This is a genomic window from Actinomyces sp. (genome assembly GCF_030530635.1).
Classification (GTDB): domain Bacteria; phylum Actinomycetota; class Actinomycetes; order Actinomycetales; family Actinomycetaceae; genus Actinomyces.
Map to the genome: position 1 here is coordinate 1 of NZ_JAUMUL010000065.1, position 19,116 is coordinate 19,116.

Annotated in this window: 17 protein-coding genes and 2 pseudogenes; 3 read left to right on the top strand and 16 right to left on the bottom strand. The window is 65.0% G+C overall.

What is annotated here, in order from left to right:
* Window positions 1-231: 231 nt before the first annotated feature.
* The 11 genes and pseudogenes from Q4A20_RS12575 to Q4A20_RS12625 all read right to left on the bottom strand — a co-directional run bounded on the left by Q4A20_RS12575 (window position 232) and on the right by Q4A20_RS12625 (window position 13,046).
* Window positions 232-2,142, bottom strand: a complete 1,911-nt coding sequence (locus Q4A20_RS12575; RefSeq protein WP_303123451.1) for a transcription antiterminator — start codon at window positions 2,140-2,142, stop codon at window positions 232-234.
* Entirely contained in the window at window positions 2,139-2,789 is a 651-nt protein-coding gene (locus Q4A20_RS12580; protein ID WP_303123452.1) for an AAA family ATPase, read from the bottom strand. The genes Q4A20_RS12575 and Q4A20_RS12580 overlap by 4 nt, the downstream gene beginning before the upstream one ends.
* A 24-nt stretch (window positions 2,790-2,813) precedes the next feature.
* A complete protein-coding gene (locus tag Q4A20_RS12585) occupies window positions 2,814-3,659 on the bottom strand; it encodes a class II fructose-bisphosphate aldolase (RefSeq protein ID WP_303123453.1) in 846 nt (281 codons plus the stop codon).
* 89 nt (window positions 3,660-3,748) lie between these two features.
* Entirely contained in the window at window positions 3,749-4,177 is a 429-nt protein-coding gene (locus Q4A20_RS12590) for a hypothetical protein (protein WP_303123455.1), read from the bottom strand.
* A 10-nt stretch (window positions 4,178-4,187) separates the two neighbouring features.
* Window positions 4,188-5,480, bottom strand: a complete 1,293-nt coding sequence (locus Q4A20_RS12595; RefSeq protein WP_303123457.1) for a PTS sugar transporter subunit IIC — start codon at window positions 5,478-5,480, stop codon at window positions 4,188-4,190.
* Window positions 5,477-5,785 carry a PTS sugar transporter subunit IIB gene (locus Q4A20_RS12600; protein WP_303123459.1) on the bottom strand — a complete coding sequence of 103 codons (309 nt, stop codon included), beginning with the start codon at window positions 5,783-5,785 and terminating at the stop codon, window positions 5,477-5,479. Before Q4A20_RS12600 ends, Q4A20_RS12595 begins: the two co-directional genes overlap by 4 nt.
* A gap of 73 nt (window positions 5,786-5,858) precedes the next feature.
* Complete coding sequence (locus Q4A20_RS12605) at window positions 5,859-6,314, bottom strand: PTS sugar transporter subunit IIA (RefSeq protein ID WP_303123461.1); 456 nt, start codon at window positions 6,312-6,314, stop codon at window positions 5,859-5,861.
* A 182-nt stretch (window positions 6,315-6,496) separates the two neighbouring features.
* Window positions 6,497-7,321 (bottom strand): S9 family peptidase, encoded by an 825-nt coding sequence (locus tag Q4A20_RS12610; protein WP_303123463.1) that lies wholly within the window; start codon window positions 7,319-7,321, stop codon window positions 6,497-6,499.
* A gap of 327 nt (window positions 7,322-7,648) precedes the next feature.
* Window positions 7,649-8,440 (bottom strand): annotated as a pseudogene (locus Q4A20_RS12615) (PspA/IM30 family protein); the annotation flags it as partial.
* A gap of 189 nt (window positions 8,441-8,629) precedes the next feature.
* On the bottom strand, window positions 8,630-10,576 hold the full coding sequence (locus Q4A20_RS12620; RefSeq protein WP_303123465.1) for a TPM domain-containing protein: 1,947 nt from the start codon (window positions 10,574-10,576) through the stop codon (window positions 8,630-8,632).
* Window positions 10,577-12,164: 1,588 nt separating this feature from the next.
* Window positions 12,165-13,046 carry an IS5 family transposase gene (locus Q4A20_RS12625; protein WP_303123477.1) on the bottom strand — a complete coding sequence of 294 codons (882 nt, stop codon included), beginning with the start codon at window positions 13,044-13,046 and terminating at the stop codon, window positions 12,165-12,167.
* Window positions 13,047-13,173: 127 nt separating this feature from the next.
* Here Q4A20_RS12625 and Q4A20_RS12630 point away from each other — a divergent pair.
* The 3 genes and pseudogenes from Q4A20_RS12630 to Q4A20_RS12640 all read left to right on the top strand — a co-directional run.
* Window positions 13,174-13,428: pseudogene (locus Q4A20_RS12630) on the top strand (type II toxin-antitoxin system RelE/ParE family toxin); the annotation flags it as partial.
* A 2-nt stretch (window positions 13,429-13,430) separates the two neighbouring features.
* Window positions 13,431-13,730 carry a helix-turn-helix transcriptional regulator gene (locus tag Q4A20_RS12635; protein ID WP_303123467.1) on the top strand — a complete coding sequence of 100 codons (300 nt, stop codon included), beginning with the start codon at window positions 13,431-13,433 and terminating at the stop codon, window positions 13,728-13,730.
* A gap of 145 nt (window positions 13,731-13,875) precedes the next feature.
* The gene (locus tag Q4A20_RS12640) at window positions 13,876-14,790 is read left to right on the top strand and encodes a type 1 glutamine amidotransferase (RefSeq protein WP_303123468.1); all 915 of its coding nucleotides are present in this window, start codon (window positions 13,876-13,878) and stop codon (window positions 14,788-14,790) included.
* A gap of 309 nt (window positions 14,791-15,099) precedes the next feature.
* Here the strand turns inward: Q4A20_RS12640 and Q4A20_RS12645 are convergent, their stop codons facing one another.
* The 5 genes from Q4A20_RS12645 to Q4A20_RS12665 all read right to left on the bottom strand — a co-directional run.
* Window positions 15,100-15,597 (bottom strand): NTP pyrophosphohydrolase, encoded by a 498-nt coding sequence (locus tag Q4A20_RS12645; RefSeq protein ID WP_303123469.1) that lies wholly within the window; start codon window positions 15,595-15,597, stop codon window positions 15,100-15,102.
* A gap of 35 nt (window positions 15,598-15,632) precedes the next feature.
* Window positions 15,633-15,827, bottom strand: a complete 195-nt coding sequence (locus tag Q4A20_RS12650) for a hypothetical protein (RefSeq protein ID WP_303123471.1) — start codon at window positions 15,825-15,827, stop codon at window positions 15,633-15,635.
* 279 nt (window positions 15,828-16,106) lie between these two features.
* Window positions 16,107-16,718 (bottom strand): Imm5 family immunity protein, encoded by a 612-nt coding sequence (locus Q4A20_RS12655; protein WP_303123473.1) that lies wholly within the window; start codon window positions 16,716-16,718, stop codon window positions 16,107-16,109.
* A gap of 850 nt (window positions 16,719-17,568) precedes the next feature.
* A complete protein-coding gene (locus tag Q4A20_RS12660; protein WP_303123474.1) occupies window positions 17,569-18,225 on the bottom strand; it encodes a hypothetical protein in 657 nt (218 codons plus the stop codon).
* Window positions 18,226-18,288: 63 nt separating this feature from the next.
* On the bottom strand, window positions 18,289-19,116 hold an 828-nt coding region (locus Q4A20_RS12665; protein WP_303123475.1), incomplete at its 5' end, for a Tox-REase-5 domain-containing protein.

Consider the following 19,116-nt stretch of genomic DNA (forward strand, 5'->3'; position numbering starts at 1 on the left):
GCCGGTTCGTGCTCTACTACACCGGTTAGGTGTCTGCTGAAGGGCGACGGAGCCTACAGCACAGATCTAACCGGCGTAGTAAACACCGAAGAGGCGTACCCAACGCCATCCCTCTTCACGGCTCGGTGGCCCGGTACCGCCAACCACTTCACCCCAAACACGATGAGCCCGTAAACGTCCGATGGTGCTCGCAATCGCCATGCCCTGCCCGCGCACCTGGCGTGGGCAGGGTTACAGCACGTCCAGCATGGTGGCGACGAAGGCGTCGTAGGAGTCGGCCCCGGCCAGGCGGGAGACCTTGGCGGGATCCACCAGCGCCTTGATCACGGCATCGAACACATCCCCGAAGGCGTCGCGGCTGTCCGCGGACAGGCACAGCATGGCGATGAGCTTGACCGGCGTGCCGTCCCAGTCGACGGGCCGATCAGCCAGGCATACGGCAATCGCAGTGCGCGCCGCAGTCATCTCAATCGTGTGCGGGATCGCGGCGCCGGAGGCGAAGGCTGTGGTCGACAACCGCTCGCGCTCCCTGACCTGATCCAGGAACCCAGGTCCGACGGCGCCGGCATGGGCGAGCAGACCCGCCGCCGTTTCCAGGGCGGCATCGCGGTCCTGCCCGCCCGGCATCCGGGTGAACAACTCCGGCTCCATCACCGTGGTCAGCCAGGCGGCGGCCTTGAACCGCTTGTGGCCGACAGCGATGTCAGCGGCCATTTTCCGAATTCGTTCGAGGTCGGCGTCCGTCAACAGCAGCCCCGTACGGATCACCGGCACATCGGGCGCGTTCGGCAGGGGGACCGTGGTCACAATCAGGTCGGCGGCCAGGTCGGGCCCGACGTCGTCGACGTCCGTGATCACCCTGTCCACTCGCCCGGTTCCAGCCACCGCGTTCTCCACGGCATGCGTTAGGGAGACGTGAACGTCGTAGTAGCGGGGAACGACGGCGACGACGGCCACCTCGTCATCCTGTGCATGCATGGAGAGCAGGCGGCCGCCCACATGGAAGGCAATGAAGCCGATTTCATCTTCACTGACCTCGATGCCGGTCTCGAGCTGGATTTGCCTGGCGATGAATACGGCCAGTTCATGGACCAGTGGGTGAGTGTTCTTAACCGACTGTCCCACCGGGATGCGGGCTGAGTCATGGTGCGCGGCCCGCTGCACCAGGCTGCGCACATGCAGGGCGAGGAAGGCGATGAACCGGTCGTCCTCGAGGTCCACCAGGTAGTTCGCGTTGAGCTTTGCGACGATCCGGGTGACCATGGCCAGATAGTGGTCGTCGAGGAAGGCCCTGACCTCCGGGCTGGAAGTCCGCTCCGGATAAACGGGGGCGGCCTTGGTCAGGAGCAGGAGTGCCAGGTAGGCCACCTCGCGCTCCGGCACCCGCACGCAGAACACTCTCGTCACGAGTTCGCTCACCGCGTGAGACACCGGGGCGAGGGCGTCGTCCGGGGCCAATTGTGAGTCGTTCACGGAGTGCCCATGCCGTACCCGGTCCACCATGACGGCTATGTGGGCGACCAGCTCGTCGGCGGTCCACTCATTGATGGACAGGTGGAAGTCGTCCAGTACCTCTCGCAACTGTTTCTTGAAGCCTGTCAACTCCGGCTCATGAAGTCGGTTGGCGACTTCCTCGACGTCGAGGAACTGGCGGCGTCGCACGGCGGCCCCGGTGAGGATGCGCCGCATGAGGCGACGTTGCGCCGTCTCCTCCCCCTGAAGCGTGAGCAACTCGTGGTCGCGGGTAAGGCTCAGGTCGAACTGGGCCAACAGCGGCCGGGCCTTGCCCAGGTCCGCCTCAATCGTAGATTCGGAGACGTTCAGTGTGTCCGCCAAGTCGAATATATTGACCGGTTTCTGTGCGGACACGAGTACTTGTAGGACACGCGCCAGCCGGTCCTCGGGACCGGCGTCGCCACCGGCGGACGCCCCCGACGTCCGCCTGGCCCCGGCCAACGCGGTGGCGTCCAGGCGGTAGCCGGTGCGCGAGGAAGTGACCACATGCCCATAGCGGTCGTTGGCGGCGGCAACGTAGTTCCTGATGGTGCGGGCGGATACGGTCAGTCGAATCGCCAACTCGGAGGAGGGCATCGTCCGGTTCTCCTCCTGGAGGACCTGCAACAGATCCTCAAAGTTCGTCATGGTCGCTCACTCCGGGCGGCGATCCACTCCAGGATCGCCTCATGGTCTACGGCGTCCAGATCCGTGGCGTCCACCTCCAGCAGGTCACCGAGCCGGAAGTCGTCATACCCACGCGTGGTACAGCGCCGGTAGAACTCCTCCCGAGTCAGCAGCCCGGCGGCCGCGGACCGGTCCGTCAAGGCGTCGTCGCGGTGGTAGCGGTTAACGATGTGGCCCAGATGCCGTGAGGTATCCAGATCGCGTCGCCGCTGTCGCTCGAACAACACCCTCAGGTCGGCGGTCAGACGAATCGTCACCGCGGCGGCCCGGCGCCGTTCGCACAGCGCTTGTAGCGTCGGTAACTGTTTGTTGCTGAATGGGTAGTCGGACAGCACCATCTGGCCGTCGGCGTCGTCACTCATGCTCTTACTGTGGACTGGGCGGCTCAAGGCGGTTTCTATCTCTTTGAAGAAGACCTTCAGTGCCTCGCGGTCCAGAACCCGCTTCTGCTCGACGTCGTCGAAGCCGTACGTGTCCCACAGCCGCTCTTTGATGTCATCGATAGACACCTGTGTGCATCCCGGGAAGCGCTCACGAATACGTGCACATAGGTGACTCTTGCCGGTCCCGGGCAGGCCGGCGATCAACACGAGGATTGCGCCTGGCATAGCTTGCCTTCCAGATCGTTCGGCTCACTCGGGGCGGCGCCCCATGAACAGCGCGATTTTGTCGGAGACGATGTCGCGCACGATGTCATTGCACGGGACGATATTGTTGCGCAAAGAGCTGTTGACCTTGGTGGCCCCGAAGGTCTCCTGGGCCTTGCGGGTCCAGCCTACGAGCAGTTCGGTGCCGACGTTGAACTTGCGGATGCCCTTCGCGGTCAGCTCAGGGTAGTCTGCCTCGTCCACACCCGTGCCGCCGTGCAGCACCAGGGGGACCTCGACGGCGTCGTCGATGCGGCCGAGCAGGTCCAGATCGATGCGGGTCTTCGACTTGAACTGGCCGTGGTTAGTGCCGATGCTGACGGCGAGTGCGTCGCAGTCGACCTCGGCGAGGAACCGCTGGGCCTCTTCCGGCTGGGTGTACTCGCCCTCCCGGTTGTGGATGCCCTCCTCCGTACCCCCGATAGTGCCGATCTCCGCCTCCACCGACACGCCGTGCGCGTGGGCGAAGGCTACGACGCGGCGGGATTTGGCCACGTTCTCGGTGAAGGGCAGCTGGGAGCCGTCGAACATGACCGAGGAGTATCCGGCCGCGATGGCGTCGCGGATGTCGGTCAGGTCGGTGGCGTGGTCGAGGTGCAGGGCCACGTCGACGATCTCGTCCTCGGCCATCGCCTGGCACACCGCCACCAGGTTCTTCATGCCCACGTAGCGGGCGGTTCCGGGCGAGGTCTGGATGATGATCGGGGCGCCCAGATCCCGGGCGGCGCGGATCATCGCCGGGACCATCTCCAGATTGTGGGCGTTGAAGGCGCCGACGGTGTAACCGATGCGCCCGGCCTCGGTGAGCATGGGCGTAATAGAGGTATACATTCTGGTTCTTCCTTTTAGGAGCGGATAGGCGATTGGCTACTCGCCTGGCGTCCCGTTCTATGCGCGGTGCCAGGTGCATGCCTAAGGGCTTAGAACTGTGAGCGCATGACACGCTTGGAAAGGGCGGTCAGTTCGTCCAGTTTGAGCGTCCACTGCTGGATGGCGGCGTCGTCGCGCGCCTTTGCGGCGGCTTTCAACTGGTCGTTATAGAGCGTGAGCAGGCCGTTGTAGGCCGGGCCGAACTGCTCGCGGATGGACATGGAGGCCTCGTAGCTTTCAATGGCGGCGGTGGCACTGCCCAGTTCCTGCTGAAGGCGGCCGAGTTCGTTGAGGAGTTCGAGCCGAGCCTCGGGATCGGCCTGGTTCTCCAGCTGCGAGGTGAGCTCAGCGGCGCGTTCGCGCAGCACCTCCTGGTCGGAAGCGGTTTGCGCCGCTGCTGTCTCAACCGCGTTGCTCGTCTCGGCGGCGTCGGCACTCCGGCGTTCGGTCTGTTTCCGGTTTCTGCGGAACAATCTCATTTCGTCTACCTCACAGCGCATTCATGATGGGACGGACGATGTAGGCGAACAGCAGGCCAGCGGTGATGGTGTCGACATCGGTCGCAGACAGGTTCGGGAAGCCCAGGTTCATGAAGGTGGTCACCAGCAGCGCCGGCAACAGTGTGATGAACAGGCCGTGCACTACGCCGCCAACGATGGCGCCGCGGCGTCCGCCGACGGTGTTGCCGAAGATGCCGGCGGTGCCGCCGGCGAAGAAGTTGGTCAGCATGCCGGGCACGATCACGGCGAAACCGATCGCGGGCAGGGCCACCATGGCGATCAGGGTGCCGATCGTCGTCGTGATGAAGCCGATGACCACTGCGTTGGGTGCGTAGGGGAACAGCACCGGGCAGTCCAGTGCCGGCTTGGAGTCGGGCACCAGCTTCATGGAGATGCCGCGGAAGGCGGGAACGATCTCTCCCAGCAGTAGACGCACCCCCGCCATGAGGACGTAGACGCCGACGACGAACTGGATGGCCTGCAGGAAGGCATACATCATGTAGTTCATGGTGTCGACGTACTCCGCCACCGGATCGGGCCCGGCCACCGCCGCTACTACCAGGAACAGGGGAATCATGACCACGGCGAGCGACATGTAGGTGTCCTGCAGGAACTCCAGCGAGCGGGGGAGCTTGATGTCCTCGGTGGAGGGCTGCTTGTCCACGTTGCGCTTGCGCACCAACCAGGCGACGCCCGCCTCAACGAGATAACCAATGGTGCAGAAGTGCCCCAGGGCGATTGCGTCGTTCCCGGTGATGCGGCGCACGATGGGCTGGGCCAGGGCGGGCATGGCCACGCAGAAGAATCCGCCCACCAGGCTGGCGGCGAGGATGAGCCAGGCGCCGCGCAGGCCGGACGCATAGCCGAAGATGACAGTCATGGTTGACATCCACAGCAGCGCCTGCCCGGTGAGGAAGATGTATTTCCAGGGGGTGAATCGTGCCAGCAGAATGTTGACCACGAAGATGCCCAGGAAGGCCAGGGCGATCTGCCCGCCCAGCCCCAGGTTGTTGGTGGCGTAACCGTTGACGGCCTCAATGCTGGGTACGATCCCGGTGGTGTGGAAGGCGGCCTGGAACATGACCCCGAAGTAGGTCAGTGTGGTGACCAGCACGGCCGAGCCGGCCGAGAGTACGTAGAAGCCGAGGATCGTCTTGAACGTGCCGATGACGACGGCGCCCACGCCCTTCTTCTGCAGAATAAGGCCGAGCATGGCGATCAGGCCGATGATGATTCCGGCCTGGGTGAGTACGTTGTTAATGATCCCGTTGATCACGCTCATGCCCGGGCCTCCTTGCGTTGCACGACCGGGAGGAGCTTGGCGGCGATCTCGGTCTTGTCGACGATGTTCTTGAGGAAGACGAACGCGATATCGGGGTCAAGTTCGTACTTCTCGATCGTGGGCTTGAAGTTCTCGGCGGAGACGATGATGTCCGCGCGCACTCCCGGGATACCGGAGATGGCCTCATGGCCCAGGTTGGCGCGTATGCCTGCGGCGGCGAGTACCTCCTCGGCCTCCATCTGGCAGGCGAGGCTGGAGCCGAGGCCCGCGCCGCAGATGAAGCAGATTTCGAGTGGTCTGGTCATGGGATACTCCTTCGTGTCTTGACCGGTATGGGGAGACTTGGGCTTCGGAAGGTCCGGATCCGGACCCTGCGCCTCATTCCTCCTGGCGGAGGATTCGCTGAAACTCGTCGACGGTCTGCGCCGCAATGAGCCGTTCCTGCTTCGGACGGTCGCCGGCGATGGCGACGAATTCTCTGAGCGCTTTGAGGTGGGAGTCGTTGTCGACCGCCGCCAGGCAGAAGACGATGTCCACCGGGTCATTTACCGGGTGGTTGAAACTGATGGGTTCAGCCAGCGTCATGACGCTCATCGCCTGGCGGTTCACTCCGGCCTCCGGACGGGCGTGGGCGAGGACCAGATGCGGTGAGAGCACGATGTAGGGGCCGAACTGGTCGACCGCGGCGATCATTGAGTCGACGTAGGCGGCGGTGATGGAGCCCTCCGCCAGGAGCGGCTCGGCCACGGCCGCGATCGCCTGCTGCCAGGTGGTCACGTGCTTATGGATGATGACGTGATCGTCGGTGATCAGGTCGGTCAGTGCTGTGCTCATGCGTTCGGTCCTCCGTGCGCACGAGTATCGGAGGGCCGTGGGTTAGCCATCCAACAGAGTTTTTTCCGCCTCGGGGGGTCTTGGCGGAAAAGCTGCGGGGTGGGACCGCGTCCCGATGTCCTGCCGTTTCAACCGATTTCGGTGCGTAACTTCGACCGATCTCGGCGGGGAGAGGAAGGGTATTAGCGCAGGCGGCGGGCAACCCACTCGGTGCTTAGACGCGCGATCTCTTGGATGGCCGCGTCTCCTTCGGACTGCACCTGATACAGGCGGCTGCCCTCGGGCAGGAGCGGGAAGGCCGCAGTGGCCGCCTGGGCGGTGTCCGGCAGTTCATCGGTCAAACCGCCGTGGAGCATGAGGATGGGCCAGGGCAGGTCGGCCATGGTCTTGTCCGGTGACTGGAGCGAGACGTCGGCGAGTGTCTCCTTGCTCAGTACGTCCCATTGTCGCGAGTTCGGGTTGTCGTCGGGCAGACGCGTCAGTCCGTGCCGGTCCAGTTCGTCGAGCTGGTCGGGGGAGAAGACGTTCTCCCATAGGATCGACTGCGGGCCGACGACGGCGCCGGCGAGGACGGCGGTGCGCACCTGTGCGGGGCGTGCCAGCAGGGCGGCAGTGGCGCCGAAGCCGTTGGCATGGATGGCTTGGCGAACGTAGCCGCGGTTGGCGAGCCAGGCGGAGACGGCCTGCAGGTCCTCGATCTCGCCCGCCAGGGTGATCACGTCGTCGTCGGAATCGCCCAGGCCGGAGAAGTCGAACTGAAGCGTGGCCAGGCCCGCCCGGCGGTAATGCTCGGCGAGCTTGTCCAGTCGGTGGCCCAGGCCGTGACGGTCGGTGAGGAAATCATGGGCGAGTATGACGACGCCCTCCTCGCGTGGGGGAACGGCGCGACCGGAGCGTACGGCTTCTTCATCAAAGGCGTTGGGGTCGAAGGGGGCGGCGCCTTCGGGAAGATGCATCGTCGCGGCCAGATTGATGCCGCGTGCGGTGTCGATGCGCAGGTTCGCCATGGCCTCAAACTAGGCCACCACCCGCCGCAAGTCACGGGTGTTGGCCTCGTGATCAGGGCAATTGCGCTGGCAGCGTGAAGGTGCGGACCCGGCGTCAGCTGTCTCGGCCTCTTTCCGCCGGACCGGCACTCGCTACAGGTCGAGACCGGTTGATGTGGTGGAAGCGAGTTCGGTGCGTCCGGGAATAGTTGCAAAAAGGGGCGTCGGCGCCCCGCCCGGCGGCGGGGCCGGCGCCCCCCCCGCGAAAGGTCCGGCGGCCCCGCCGGCGCGGGGTGAGTACGAGGACTGCTCGTCCCCGGCCTGCTCGGCGTTCTGCGCGCTCTCGGCCTTGAGCGCCTCGAAGGCGGCGTCGACGTCGTTGCCGCCGATCTGCGCGGGGGCGGAGGCGCCGGGCAGCGCGCTGTTGCCCCCGGCCTTGAGGGCGGCCAGGCGCGCCTCGGCCTCCAGCTGCTGGTCGGAGGCCTCCAGCTCGGCGAACTGGGCCTCCAGGGAGGCGCCGGCGATCTCCATCTGCCCGGCGGCCTGCGCCTCGACACGGCGCACCTGGTCCTCGTAGCGGGCGAGCTCGCTGGTGGGGTCCATGACGTTGATCGAACGGATGGCGCCCTGGACCTTGACCTGCGCCTCGGCGTTCTTCTGCCGCGCGACCAGCTGGTCGCGCTTGGTCTGCAGCTCACCGAGCTTGGCCTCCATCTGCTGCAGACCGGTCTTGAGCTGATCGACGACCTGCTGCTGGGAGGCGATCATCGGCTCGGCCTGCTTGGCCTCGTTCTCGGCGGTGATCTGCTTGGTCAGGGCGATCTTGGCCAGGGAGTCCCACTTGTCGGCGCCCGCCGCGTCTCCGCCGGCACGCAGTTCGTCGGCCTTGCGGGAGGCGGCCAGGGCCTTGTTGCCCCAGTCCCGGGCCTCCGCCACGTCCGCCTCGTGGTCCTTCTCCGCCAGGCGCAGGTTGCCGATGGTCTGGGCGACGGCGTCGCGGGCCTCGGCGATGGAGGCCTTGTAGTCGCGTACCAGTTGGTCGAGCATCTTCTCCGGATCCTCGGCGCGGTCGATGAGGGCGTTGATGTTGGCGCGGGTGAGCTGGGCGATGCGCCCCAGGATCGACTGCTTCTCAGCCATGTGGTTTCCCTTCGTTGTCGCATCCCGGGGGTTGGCCGGGAGGGTCGGTTATCGGGGCCATACTTCCAGGAAATGCGGTGGCGTTCGCCAACAACCGCTGGTTTCGCCTACGACGATTCGTCGTCAGGTCCATCGGTACGTCTGCCGTGTGAGGGTGGAGCATCGGTACGGTGAATGCCGTCGGTCCGTTCAGAAGCGGCCGCCGCCTCCGCCGAAGCCTCCGCCTCGGCCCCCACCGAAGCTGCCGCCTCCGCCGCCGAAGCCGCCTCCGCCGAAGCCGCCCCCGCGTATGCGGCCTCCGCGTACGCCCCCCCCGCCGAAACCACCCCCGCGCGGTGAGCGCGGGCCCGCGCCCCAGCCGCCGTAGTTGCGGCTACCGCCCAGCAGAATTCCGCCAAGCACGAGTGAACCCAAGTCGATTCCGCCCTGTCCGGAGGAGCCGCCGGAACCGGAGCCCCAGGAACCCGAGTTTCGCACATCCGCCTCCGCCAGAGCCTGGGCCTGCGCCACGAGCGACTCCCCGGAGGCGACCTCGGCCAGGGCCGCCGTCGGATCGGTGTTCTGCAGGGAGGTGGCGGCTGCCGCGTGCCGGGAGGCCTCGGCCAGGGCGGTGCGTGCGGGGGAGCCAACGGCGCCGCGGTAGCTGGTGATGTAGGAGGTCACCGCCGAGATCTGGGAGTTGAGCCGGCCGAGGCGGGAGACCAGGGAAGCTCGGGCGCGCGAGTCGTTCTCCTCCTTCGCCCGTGCCGGTGCCAGGGCAGCGTCGAGTGCGGACTCGGCTCGCTCCAAGTGGTCCAGGGCGGCCAGCGGGTCGCCGTCGGGATTCGAGGCGGCGCGGCCCTCGGCCACGGCCGCCTCGGCGTCGGCCACCAGCGGCTGCAGCGACGCCGCGGGCACCTGCCCCGCCAGGCGCTGGGCGTCCACCAGGTCGGCGGAGATGGAGGCGATCGCCGCCTCCAGGTCGGCGTCGGCCCGCTCCAGCCGTTCCCGTACGCCACCCACCTGCCCGGCCAGATCGCCGGCCTGGGCGATGGAGGCCTGGGCGATGCGCACCTGCTCCACGGCGGTCGACTGGTTGCCGGACTCGGTGCTGGCCCGGGCCTGCTCCAGGGCGGCCCGGCCGGCCTCAACCAGCTTGCGGGCGCGCTCGGGCGCATCCGCGATGGAGGTGAGCGCACTGTCCGGGTAGGTGGCGTGCAGGGTGACCAGCAGCGTGTCGGCGGCGGCGATGGCCTGCTCGGCCTCATGCGCGCGCTGTGCGGTCTCCGCAATGGAGCGCGGCAGGTTCTCCTCAATGCCCCGCCGCTCCTTGAAGGCCGCCTCCTGCGCCTGAATGACGGCGCTGGCCTCGGCGCAGTGGGACAGGATCTCCTGGCACAGCGCCCGCTGCTCGGCCTCGCCCCCGGGGGCGTCATCCAGCCGACCGCGCAACTCGAAGGCACGGGCCATGTGCTCCTGGGCGGTGTTCAGCGCGGCGGTGAAGGCGTCGGTGGCGGATAGGCCGAACTGAGCCTGCGCGTAGGACAGCTCCTCGGCCGCGGAGCGCACGGCGTCGTCGGTGCTCACCAGGGTGGCGCCGGCCCGGGTGCGCAGCTGTTCCAGGTTCTCGGCCGGCTGGACGGCCCGGCCGGAGCCCTGCTTGCGCTTGCGGCTGCGGCTGTAGGCGACGGCGCCCACTGCGCCCGCCGAGACGGCGCCGAGGCCCAGGACCAGGGCGGTGCCGGAGGCACCCGAGCCCGAGGAGCCGGCGGCGTCGGCGATGGCGGTTACGGCGCCGTCGTAGTCGCCGCTCCTCAGGGTCTGCTGGATGTCGCCGCGCACGGAGTCGATCTTGGAGTCGGACCAGACGGAGTCGTAGGTCGAGCCGCCGAAGGCGAAGCTGTTGGCGCCGTCGGCGGGCAGGTTGATCACCAGCAGCAGGTCGGCAGTGTCGAACCCGGAGGCCTCCCAGGCCTTGGCAGCGTACTGCTCGGCGGTCTGGGAGTCGTCGCGCATGGTGACGATCCACAGGCCGACGCCGTCCTCCGCCAACTGATCGACCACCCGCTGCGCCGCGTCGTCGTCGAGGATGTCGGCGTCGTCGGTGAGGTGTTGCGGCTCCGATGATGGTGCCTCAGGTACTCCGATTAGGTTCACCTTGCCCTCTACTACCTGAACGGCAGCGACAGTGTTAGCGCCACCATCGTTGTCCGCAGGCGCGCATCCAAGCTGAATGGATGTCCCGACAAGGAACGCACTACAGGTTATCGCGCCTAGGCGAAGGGCGGCTAGCGACAGCACGCCACCAATCCTATGCTATAGGCGCCTGAAATGAGCTAGTGGGACGTTTGACGGTTAAGGAAGGGTGTGCTATGCTGTGTGTGAACGGTCGCCCATCAAAGTTTAATGAGGTGTATCATGTGTCTCAAGGTCAGGCGGTTTGTGGCAGCTGTCGCAGCGGCAGCGGTGCTTGCGGGGGTGATGCCGCTACCCATGGCTGGCGCTGTGACGCCCGAGGTGGCCCCTGCGGTAGGTGTCGTCCTGCCTTCCGCTGATGTTGCGAATGTGGAGATTGTTCCGGCTGGAGTCGGGAGTGGTCGCTATTGGGCTGTTGTTCGTTGTCATGTTGTGAAGAAGGGTGCTGTCGTCGGATATGTGTCCGGTGAGGGGAACTCTTCCACGAAAGACGGAGCTGTTGCGAATGCCAAAAAGGATGCTGATCGTAAGGTTCCGGCGGGCGCATATAAGCGTCACTGTCAAGTGAGGAACAGCAATTGGAATGGCTTCGGTGGCGGCGGCGGCCGATTTGGGGGTGGTAATGGTGGCGGCTTCGGAGGAGGAGGCGGGCGCTTCTGAGGAGAGGCGCGACTATCGTTCGTTGAGAATCGGTCTGTGGTGTACGGAGCGTGAGTCGTATGAGTTGCAGCTTCAGATAGGCGAGTTGTTGTGCCCAGATGTCTTGGAGCGTCGCAGATGCTCGTACCCGTGGCAGATAGTAGATGGTCCGACTCCAGTGCGACGAGAGTTTGGCGAGTTGTATGATGAAGTCGAGCAAGATGGTTGGTTGACCGGCTTGGACGATTAACAGGTCGAAACGATGAGACGTTGAGTTCGGGAACCGATAATGTGTAAACTAATGAGATTTTCTGCTCAGAATAGGTTGTTGTTTTAGATTGAGGATAGTTAGGGGGGTGGCCCTTTTGGTGGGGCCCGCAGGTGGGCCCGGGTTCTTGGCTGTAGGAGAGTGCTCCTGTGTTGGGTTCGGAACCCATGACGGGCGTCTGTATCTTAAAGCCGGAGCGGAGCCCACATCCCCCATGTCCGCCAGCGTGGAGGCCTCGTCTGCTGCCGGGTGCGGGGCGGGCAGCACATGCTCACGGGCCGCCTCAATGTCATGGACCGAACCCGGCTCTGTTTCGGATTGCCGGGTAGCCTGTGTGGTTGGTCAGCACCTACACGCTCCCAACAAGGCGATGTGGCTGTCGGAGGGCCAAAGGTGGCATCGGTATCGGGATCACGTGCGGCAGCTCGGTCGGCGCGTACCAGGACGTCTTTCAAGCATACGAACGGTTCGCCCTGGTTCTTGAGATCTCCGTAATGCGTCGGGCGGCTCTCGGGTCCGGCTGCCACGACGTTGAGCTTCTTGCAAGTGAAACGGGCGAAATCTTGTCTTATCGGGCGATGGTCGCCACGTCGGTCGCCCCGATCGACCATCTCGGCAATCACCGGCTGGGGCTAGGGTGTGTTATGCGAGTTGTTTGAGCCAGTGGTCGATGCTGGCGATGTGGGTGGTGGCTTGGTAGCGGACGGCGAGTTTGTCGTATCTGGTGGCCATGGCCCGGTTCTGCTTGAGTCGGCCGAAGCAGCGTTCTACGGTGTTGCGCTCCTTGTAAGCGATCGGGTTGAATGCGGGTGGCTTGCCGCCCAGTGTGCCGTGGGCCTTGCGGTGTGCGGCCTGGTCTTTCTTGACGGGGATGGTGGCCTTGATGTGGTGGGCGCGCAGCCAGTCCCGGTTCCCCTTTGAGGAGTATGCCTTGTCGGCCAGCACCATCTGCGGCCTGGTGCGGGGCCGCCCAACGGCAGGGCGCTTGACACGGATCTTGTCCAGTACGGGGATCATCATCGGCCCGTCGGCAGCCTGCCCGGCGGTCAGCACCCCGGCCAGCATGCCGCAGGCGGCGTCGGTGGCGGCATGGACCTTGGGTCGACCAGCCGCCCCGGGAGGTCCCCAGGGCGTGGTCCTCGGGTTCCCCCTCCACCTGCTGGGGACTGACTCTTTGCGGGCCCCGGCGGCGTGCACATGCGCCCGACAGGTGGTGGAGTCAACTGACACTCGCCAGCCGACCCTGCCTTCGGCGTCGGCCTTGGCGATAAGTGCGGCCTCGATACGCTCCCACACCCCGGCCAGCTGCCAGGCCCGGTACAGGGCGTAGGCCCTCCACCACGGCCCGTAGTGGGGTGGTATGTCGCGCCAGGGCGCCCCCACCCGGGTTCTCCACCGTACGGCGTTGATCATGTCCCGCAACGGATACACCCGGGGCCTGCCACGAGCAGGCGGGATGGGCAGCAGGGGCGCGAGCAGCCCCCACTGGGCATCGGTCAGGTCATGACGGGCGGCAGCGTCTATACTCAACGGTCGAGGCCTTTGGCGGTGTTACTGGTTGATTTCACACCACCCGTGATACCCTAAAGGCCTCACCCCATCCCGCACACCACGCCGACCACCCCACCCACTTACGCAACACGCCCTAGAGGATGCCGGGCACTTACTCGGCATGCCGCTGTCGAAGCAACTGGGTGGGGGCCTGCGTGAGTTGCGGTTCACGTGCGAAGGCGTGGCGAGGAGGATCACGTACGTGCTCGAACCCGAGCGGAGGGCCATCACGCTGACTACTTTCCGCAAGCATCGCCAGAACGAGCGGGGAGAGATCCTGCGAGCCCGGCGGGCACAGGCGGCTCACCGGGCCGCCCAAGAAGCAACCAGGGAAGCCCGAAAGAAGAGGAACTAATCATGAGGACGACACCGTTCCGGCAGGCCGAGGCCCTTGCCGCCATGACCCCGGCCGAGCGCGCCCGATTCGACGCCGCCGAGGCCGAGGAGGAAGTCCGCCTGCAGCTGGCCGAGCTCGTCTACGCCGCACGCACTCGGGCAGGGCTGACTCAGACCGAGCTAGCCAGGCGCATGGGCACCCAGCAGTCGGTCATCTCCGCCGTCGAGAACGGCGGCCAAGTCCCCTCCGTGTCGACTCTCTTGCGCATCGCCCACGCACTGGACCTGCACCTGACCATCGACATGGCCGCGGCGAGTTGAAGTAGCTTCGCAATCACACCAGTGGTCCACTTCCGTGCTGTAACTTCTACCGATCTCGGTGAGAGGGGATGGGGTCGGCCGTCGTGCGGCTCACAGGCGCGGTGTTGGACTTGCGCGGATCGTGCTCGCGGCTTCAATAGTCCCCATGACCGATGCCACCAGCCCTGCCGAGGCCGCCACCGGCCTTGCCGCATCCACGGGTCGCTCCGTGGACACCCTCATCACCGTGATCGAGCCCGAGCCGCTGGCGCCGCTGGGGCCCCTGCGCGAATGGCTGGCCGCCCAGAGGCTGACCCTGCGCATGGTGCGGCCCGAGGCCGGCGACCCGCTGCCCGCCCTCGACGAACTCGGTGACGGGCTGGTGGTGCTCGGCGGGCCCATGAGCGCCCACGCCGAAGCCGACCACCCCTGGATCGCCCCGCTGCGGGGGCTGCTGCGAGACGTCGTCGACGCCCGGCTGCCCACTGTGGCCATCTGCTTGGGGGCGCAGATCGCCGCCGAAGCGATCGGCGGGGTGACCGCCGCCCCCTCTCCGTACGGGGCCGAGCGCGGCGTGGTGGACCTGGAGTTGACCGAGGCTGCCGCCACCGACCCGCTGTTCGCCGAGATCGTTGATGAGGCGGTGCGGGCCGCCGTGCGGGCCGGCATCCCCACCCGGGACGGCACCCGCATACCCGTGCTCGTCTCCCACGACGACGGCGTGGTGCGCCTGCCGGAGACGGCCACCCTGCTGGCCTCCTCCGCCGGTGCCCCGGTGCAGGCCTGGCGGGTCGGCAAACTGCTGGCGTTGCAGCATCACCCGGAGTCCACCCCCGCCCGGATGGCGTTCGTGGAGTCCCGCGTCACCGCGTGGAGGATGGGCGCGGTCGCCGACGTGGAGGCGATGAAGGCCCTGACCGACGCCGAGCTGCCCGCCGAGGCGGCCGCCGCCGGGCGGCGCGTGCGCGCCGACGCGGAGCGGGCCGAGCCGGTGGTGCAGGCCTTCGGCCGCGCACTGGCACGCATGCTGGCGCGCCAGGCCCGCGCATATCGCCGGCGCAGGGCCGCAGCGAACGTGTGAAACGACGCCGCGGGTCGCTCTCGGTGCCCCGCCGTCTGAGATGCAGATGCCGATTACGGACTTTTCGTGTTTAGGGGTGTGGTGGTGGGGCGCTGATGTGTCCACCGGTGCGAGGGCACGTGGGAGCCTGGGCTGGTCTGCATTCAGGCCGAAGCGGCACAGGGGATGTTGCGATGCTCTGGCATTGCACGTCACTTGGCCAGGACATCGGCGATCGCGTCACGCACTATGTCATGCACGATCTGCGCGATCGTGGACGCGGCCGACTATGGCGCCTACTACCGCATGACCGGCACCCTATTAGCCAATCTAGGCGTCGATGGGTCGGAGTAGTTCGGGGCCGGGGAGTTGTCCGTTGATGATGTAGTCGCGGAAGACGGGTACGGCCTGCTCGCCGGTGAAGATCTCCTCGGGGTGCAGTTGGATGGTGTAGGGCTCGGCCGAGCCGTTGTCCCAGGACAGTGGCACCCACCGGTCCGGATCGGCGACGGGTTCACGGGCCAGCACGTAATGAGCATACGACCCGTCACCGCTGGGCACACGGGCCTCAATCGTCATCGCCCGATTCGACCCAGCCGCCTGCATGTAGTAACCCCGGGACGGATCGTCATCAGGCACCTGACGTATGTCCTTCCCGCCAGGCAACTCCCAAACACCCAAAGCAAAATAGGCGCCTTCAGTGAGGAATGTCGGGTAGGTCAGCTGCCTTTCCAGCTGATCGGCGATCATCTCCGGAGTCTGCGGTCGCGTAAAAACCTCAAGCCTTCCAGACTTACTTTTGACCGTCCAGGTGACGTAGTTGCTCATTTTAGGACATTCCTTAACGTGCTCAATGTTGTGGGCTACTGCTTGGGTGCCCGTAGCGTCATTGTCGCGGTGATTTCGATGGTGCGTCCCTCCGGTAGCGTCACCCGGGCGGGGTTGTCAGGCGAGACCAGCTCATCGAATGCCTTCTGCTGTCCTCCGTAGTGGGCGCTGCCTGACTTGACCTCGACGCCAACCCAGGTGCCGTCCTCCCCCTGAATTATACGATCCATAGAAGCGGCAGTTTGGTGCCCCGTCAACTCTGGCCTTACAGTCGTTGGAGATGATCTCCCGCAACCTGGTACCCTGTGCTTCCGTATCAAGGCGATGCTCTTCGACGGCTTTCCACTCTAATGGCCCATAGGTCCGCGATCCCTCTATAGCATACTGATTCTGATGGTCGCGTCTGTCACTCGGCTCGCACCATCACGTGGATCGACCTGCGGCATCCTCCGGAACCAGATACTACACCCCAAAATGTGAAGAGCCATATAAGGAGGCGATTACAGTCCTCATCCTGCAAGTACTTGAGGGATGGCCTCATCGAGGTACCAGGTCCAGAACTCCCGACGCGCCTCCACATCAGTCTCCTCAACCGGCTGCCAGTTGACGGCATTCGCTGATGCACTGGCGCAACAGTAGCTTGTTTCCAGGGTGTCCGGAAGGAGATCGTCGTCATCTTCTGCTTCATCAATGTCAAAATCGGGATTACGATAGCATGCAGACAGGACCATTCTTGCCGCACCGTAGGCAACCAACATGGCTGGCCTTGTTGTCTCATTGAAAGCATCGGTCGCGTCAAACATATCAGCGAGAAAGCGGTCAGCATGCAGTTCGGCCCGCTTTGGGTCGGCGGTGCGGGAAATGAGATCGCTTGTTAGATTCAGCATCTCCTCCACTCTAGGGTCTCCCGGGTATGCTTTATCCCAGAGGTGGGCAACGCGGCGCACGCACACCTCTTTTAATTGAGTGCGGTGCCTGTAGCTCGCTTCATCATCCTCGGGATCGAGCATGGCGATCCATATTCGGGACCGTGCTGCTAAAGGCAAGATTGCCTTATTGCTCTTCGCAAGCTCCTTGCGACCTGACTCGAGCTCTCTTTGGACCAGGGCCATATCTATCATGTAGGTTCTCCTTCGTACGTGTGATTTGCCTGCGTTGCGTGCAGCATATTATGGCTGTGTAATCGTGCCGTCGGACCTAGCGATGGATCCGTCGGAATGAAATACACAACCTCCATCGGGATCGGCAACGTACCAGTCTTTCCCCTCATACTGGGCAAGTCGAGAGAAGTGTTGCTGGCAGTCGGGACATACTGGTTTTTATGCTCCTATCTTACGTTCAAGTGCCGTAATGGAAAGCTGTCTTTCGGCGTGCGAGGTATAGTATTGTCCTGGAGTCCCGTTGTCCGCAAAGTCTGCGGGCTTAGCTGGATGCCCAATCTCCTTCTGCTTTGCGAAGACATCATCGATATTGGGCTTTTGGAATCCGCTGGGACGTTTTTGACTCCAACCACTTAGTGCCTGCGCATGATCTGAGCTTGCCGTTTTGCGTTCTCGGTTGTGAATGGGTAATTTGTCTGCGGCTTGGTCCGCTCGTTTTTGTGCTTCTTGTGCTTTCTTGGTCTTGGCGGAGTCGACTGGGCGGGGCTTGTGCGGACTGCCGCCGGTCCCGGAACCAGTACTTTTTCCGCCGCTTGCTCCGCGGCCGCGGCCGGTGCCCTTGCCCGTACCGCCACCGGCGCCCTTACCCGCGCCGCTGCCTCCTCCTTTGGGGCGCGACGGGGTACTGCCAGTGCGTGGGGTGTGTGGGGTTGGGGTGCCGGCGGTTGCGAGGGCGGGGCGGGGGCCCAGGCTCTTGAGCCCGCTAGTGAGGTTGTCTATCAGGGTGGTGGCCTGTTTGAATACGTCCCCCAGGTTCGCCGCGGACTTGACCGCGGCGGTGACCTCACGCTCCAGGCGGGCCGCCCCGCGTTCAGGTGTTCTTCGGCCAGGTGTTGAGGATGGTGGGGTAGGTGTCTGGGGTGCCGAAGGTGAATACGGCGCCGTTGTTGGTGGGGTAGGTGTCGGTGGCCAGGGCGGTGGCCTGGTACCAGTGCGGTGAAGATGCCGGGAAGAACATCTTCCACCCCTGCACATAGTCATACGGCTCAGGCTCGTCATTGAGCGGATGATCCAAACGGGACAATGCCCCGATCTCGGGGTCCAGGATATTTGCGCCGGTGGCGACCAGGTGGTCCGCCAGCGCCTCGTTGGTGGAGATGAACTCAGCGAACTCACTACTGTGAAACCTAAGCATAGCGTGCCCCTTATTGGGCTGTCTACCGATGCTGATCATGATGGAGGCGCCGTCGGCGCGGTCCACATCACCGGAGAACAGCGAGAACCTCACGCCAGACAGGTCGGGCTCGATGTTGGTGCGCATGACGTCGAGGAACTCATCCAGGGTGGTGATCTCCGGATTCGCCGCAGCCTTCGCCTTAGACGTGTCACTCTCACGCCACGGGTCCAGGGTGGGGTGCAGGCCGCGCAGCTGCTGGATCAGCTCCCAGGACCGCCCGGCCTCCTCCTCCATGCGCTCCTCCTGACCCGGACGATCCGTCCTAAACGCAAGCTCCCACTTCGCAGCCATCAGTGAGCTCCTCCCTTAATGTCATGTAGTGTAAATGATAGCAGGTAGTCCGTGTGGCGTGGTTTAGAAGTCGGGCGGGGTGTGCACCAGTTCAATCCCAGCCGGGAAATCCCCTAGACTCTGCATCCTGCGTAGGAGAGCTAGCATTTCCGGTTCGGCCAGGTGCCAGCGTATAGGCGTGTCGGCGCCAGCCGCCCGCACCGCCTGTACCTGTCTCTCTGCGCCGTCCACTAATTCGCGAATGACGTTTTCTCCGAATGGGGTTTGTGTGAGGTCGTAGTAGGCGCCTTTGGCGTCGTGGAGGATGCCGTCGTAGTAGCCGTCGAACTCCACCCCGTCGACGTAGTAGGAGTCCTCGACGGTCACCCCGGAGACCTGCTCCTCATAGGCTTGGGAACGATCAGACCCGTGGTTCTTGCCCTCATCCCAGGTCCCCGGGCCGCCATCATTGGCACCCCGAGTCGGCTTGCGCACACCCGGATAGTGGTTCCCATCCCGAGGAGAATACGGACAGTCAGCGCCCTTACCACCACGAGCACCGCCACCACCGGTGCCCTTGCCCGTACCGCCACCGGCGCCCTTACCCGTGCCGCTGCCTGTGCCTTTGCCGGTGCTGCTGCCTCCTCCTTTGGGGCGTGACGGGGTGCTGGGGGTGCGTGGGGTGTGGGGCGTGGGGCCGGCGGTTGCGAGGGCGGGGTGGGGGCCCAGGCTCTTGAGCCCGTTGGTGAGGTTGTCCATCATGGTGGTGGCCTGTTTGAATACGTCCCCCAGGTTCGCCGCGGACTTGACCGCGGCGGTGACCTCGCGCTGCAGGCGGATGGCCCACGAGGACACCTCCAGGGCGTGTTCAATGGTCTGTGTAAGCCCTGATTGAGAGGACCTACTGTCATG

Coding starts and splice junctions, on each gene's coding strand:
- Q4A20_RS12575 (WP_303123451.1), bottom strand. CDS start 2,142: ATGACGAACTTTGAGGATCTGTTGCAGGTCCTCCAGGAGGAGAACCGG.
- Q4A20_RS12580 (WP_303123452.1), bottom strand. CDS start 2,789: ATGCCAGGCGCAATCCTCGTGTTGATCGCCGGCCTGCCCGGGACCGGC.
- Q4A20_RS12585 (WP_303123453.1), bottom strand. CDS start 3,659: ATGTATACCTCTATTACGCCCATGCTCACCGAGGCCGGGCGCATCGGT.
- Q4A20_RS12590 (WP_303123455.1), bottom strand. CDS start 4,177: ATGAGATTGTTCCGCAGAAACCGGAAACAGACCGAACGCCGGAGTGCC.
- Q4A20_RS12595 (WP_303123457.1), bottom strand. CDS start 5,480: ATGAGCGTGATCAACGGGATCATTAACAACGTACTCACCCAGGCCGGA.
- Q4A20_RS12600 (WP_303123459.1), bottom strand. CDS start 5,785: ATGACCAGACCACTCGAAATCTGCTTCATCTGCGGCGCGGGCCTCGGC.
- Q4A20_RS12605 (WP_303123461.1), bottom strand. CDS start 6,314: ATGAGCACAGCACTGACCGACCTGATCACCGACGATCACGTCATCATC.
- Q4A20_RS12610 (WP_303123463.1), bottom strand. CDS start 7,321: ATGGCGAACCTGCGCATCGACACCGCACGCGGCATCAATCTGGCCGCG.
- Q4A20_RS12635 (WP_303123467.1), top strand. CDS start 13,431: ATGAGGACGACACCGTTCCGGCAGGCCGAGGCCCTTGCCGCCATGACC.
- Q4A20_RS12640 (WP_303123468.1), top strand. CDS start 13,876: ATGACCGATGCCACCAGCCCTGCCGAGGCCGCCACCGGCCTTGCCGCA.
- Q4A20_RS12645 (WP_303123469.1), bottom strand. CDS start 15,597: ATGAGCAACTACGTCACCTGGACGGTCAAAAGTAAGTCTGGAAGGCTT.
- Q4A20_RS12650 (WP_303123471.1), bottom strand. CDS start 15,827: ATGGATCGTATAATTCAGGGGGAGGACGGCACCTGGGTTGGCGTCGAG.
- Q4A20_RS12655 (WP_303123473.1), bottom strand. CDS start 16,718: ATGATAGATATGGCCCTGGTCCAAAGAGAGCTCGAGTCAGGTCGCAAG.
- Q4A20_RS12660 (WP_303123474.1), bottom strand. CDS start 18,225: ATGGCTGCGAAGTGGGAGCTTGCGTTTAGGACGGATCGTCCGGGTCAG.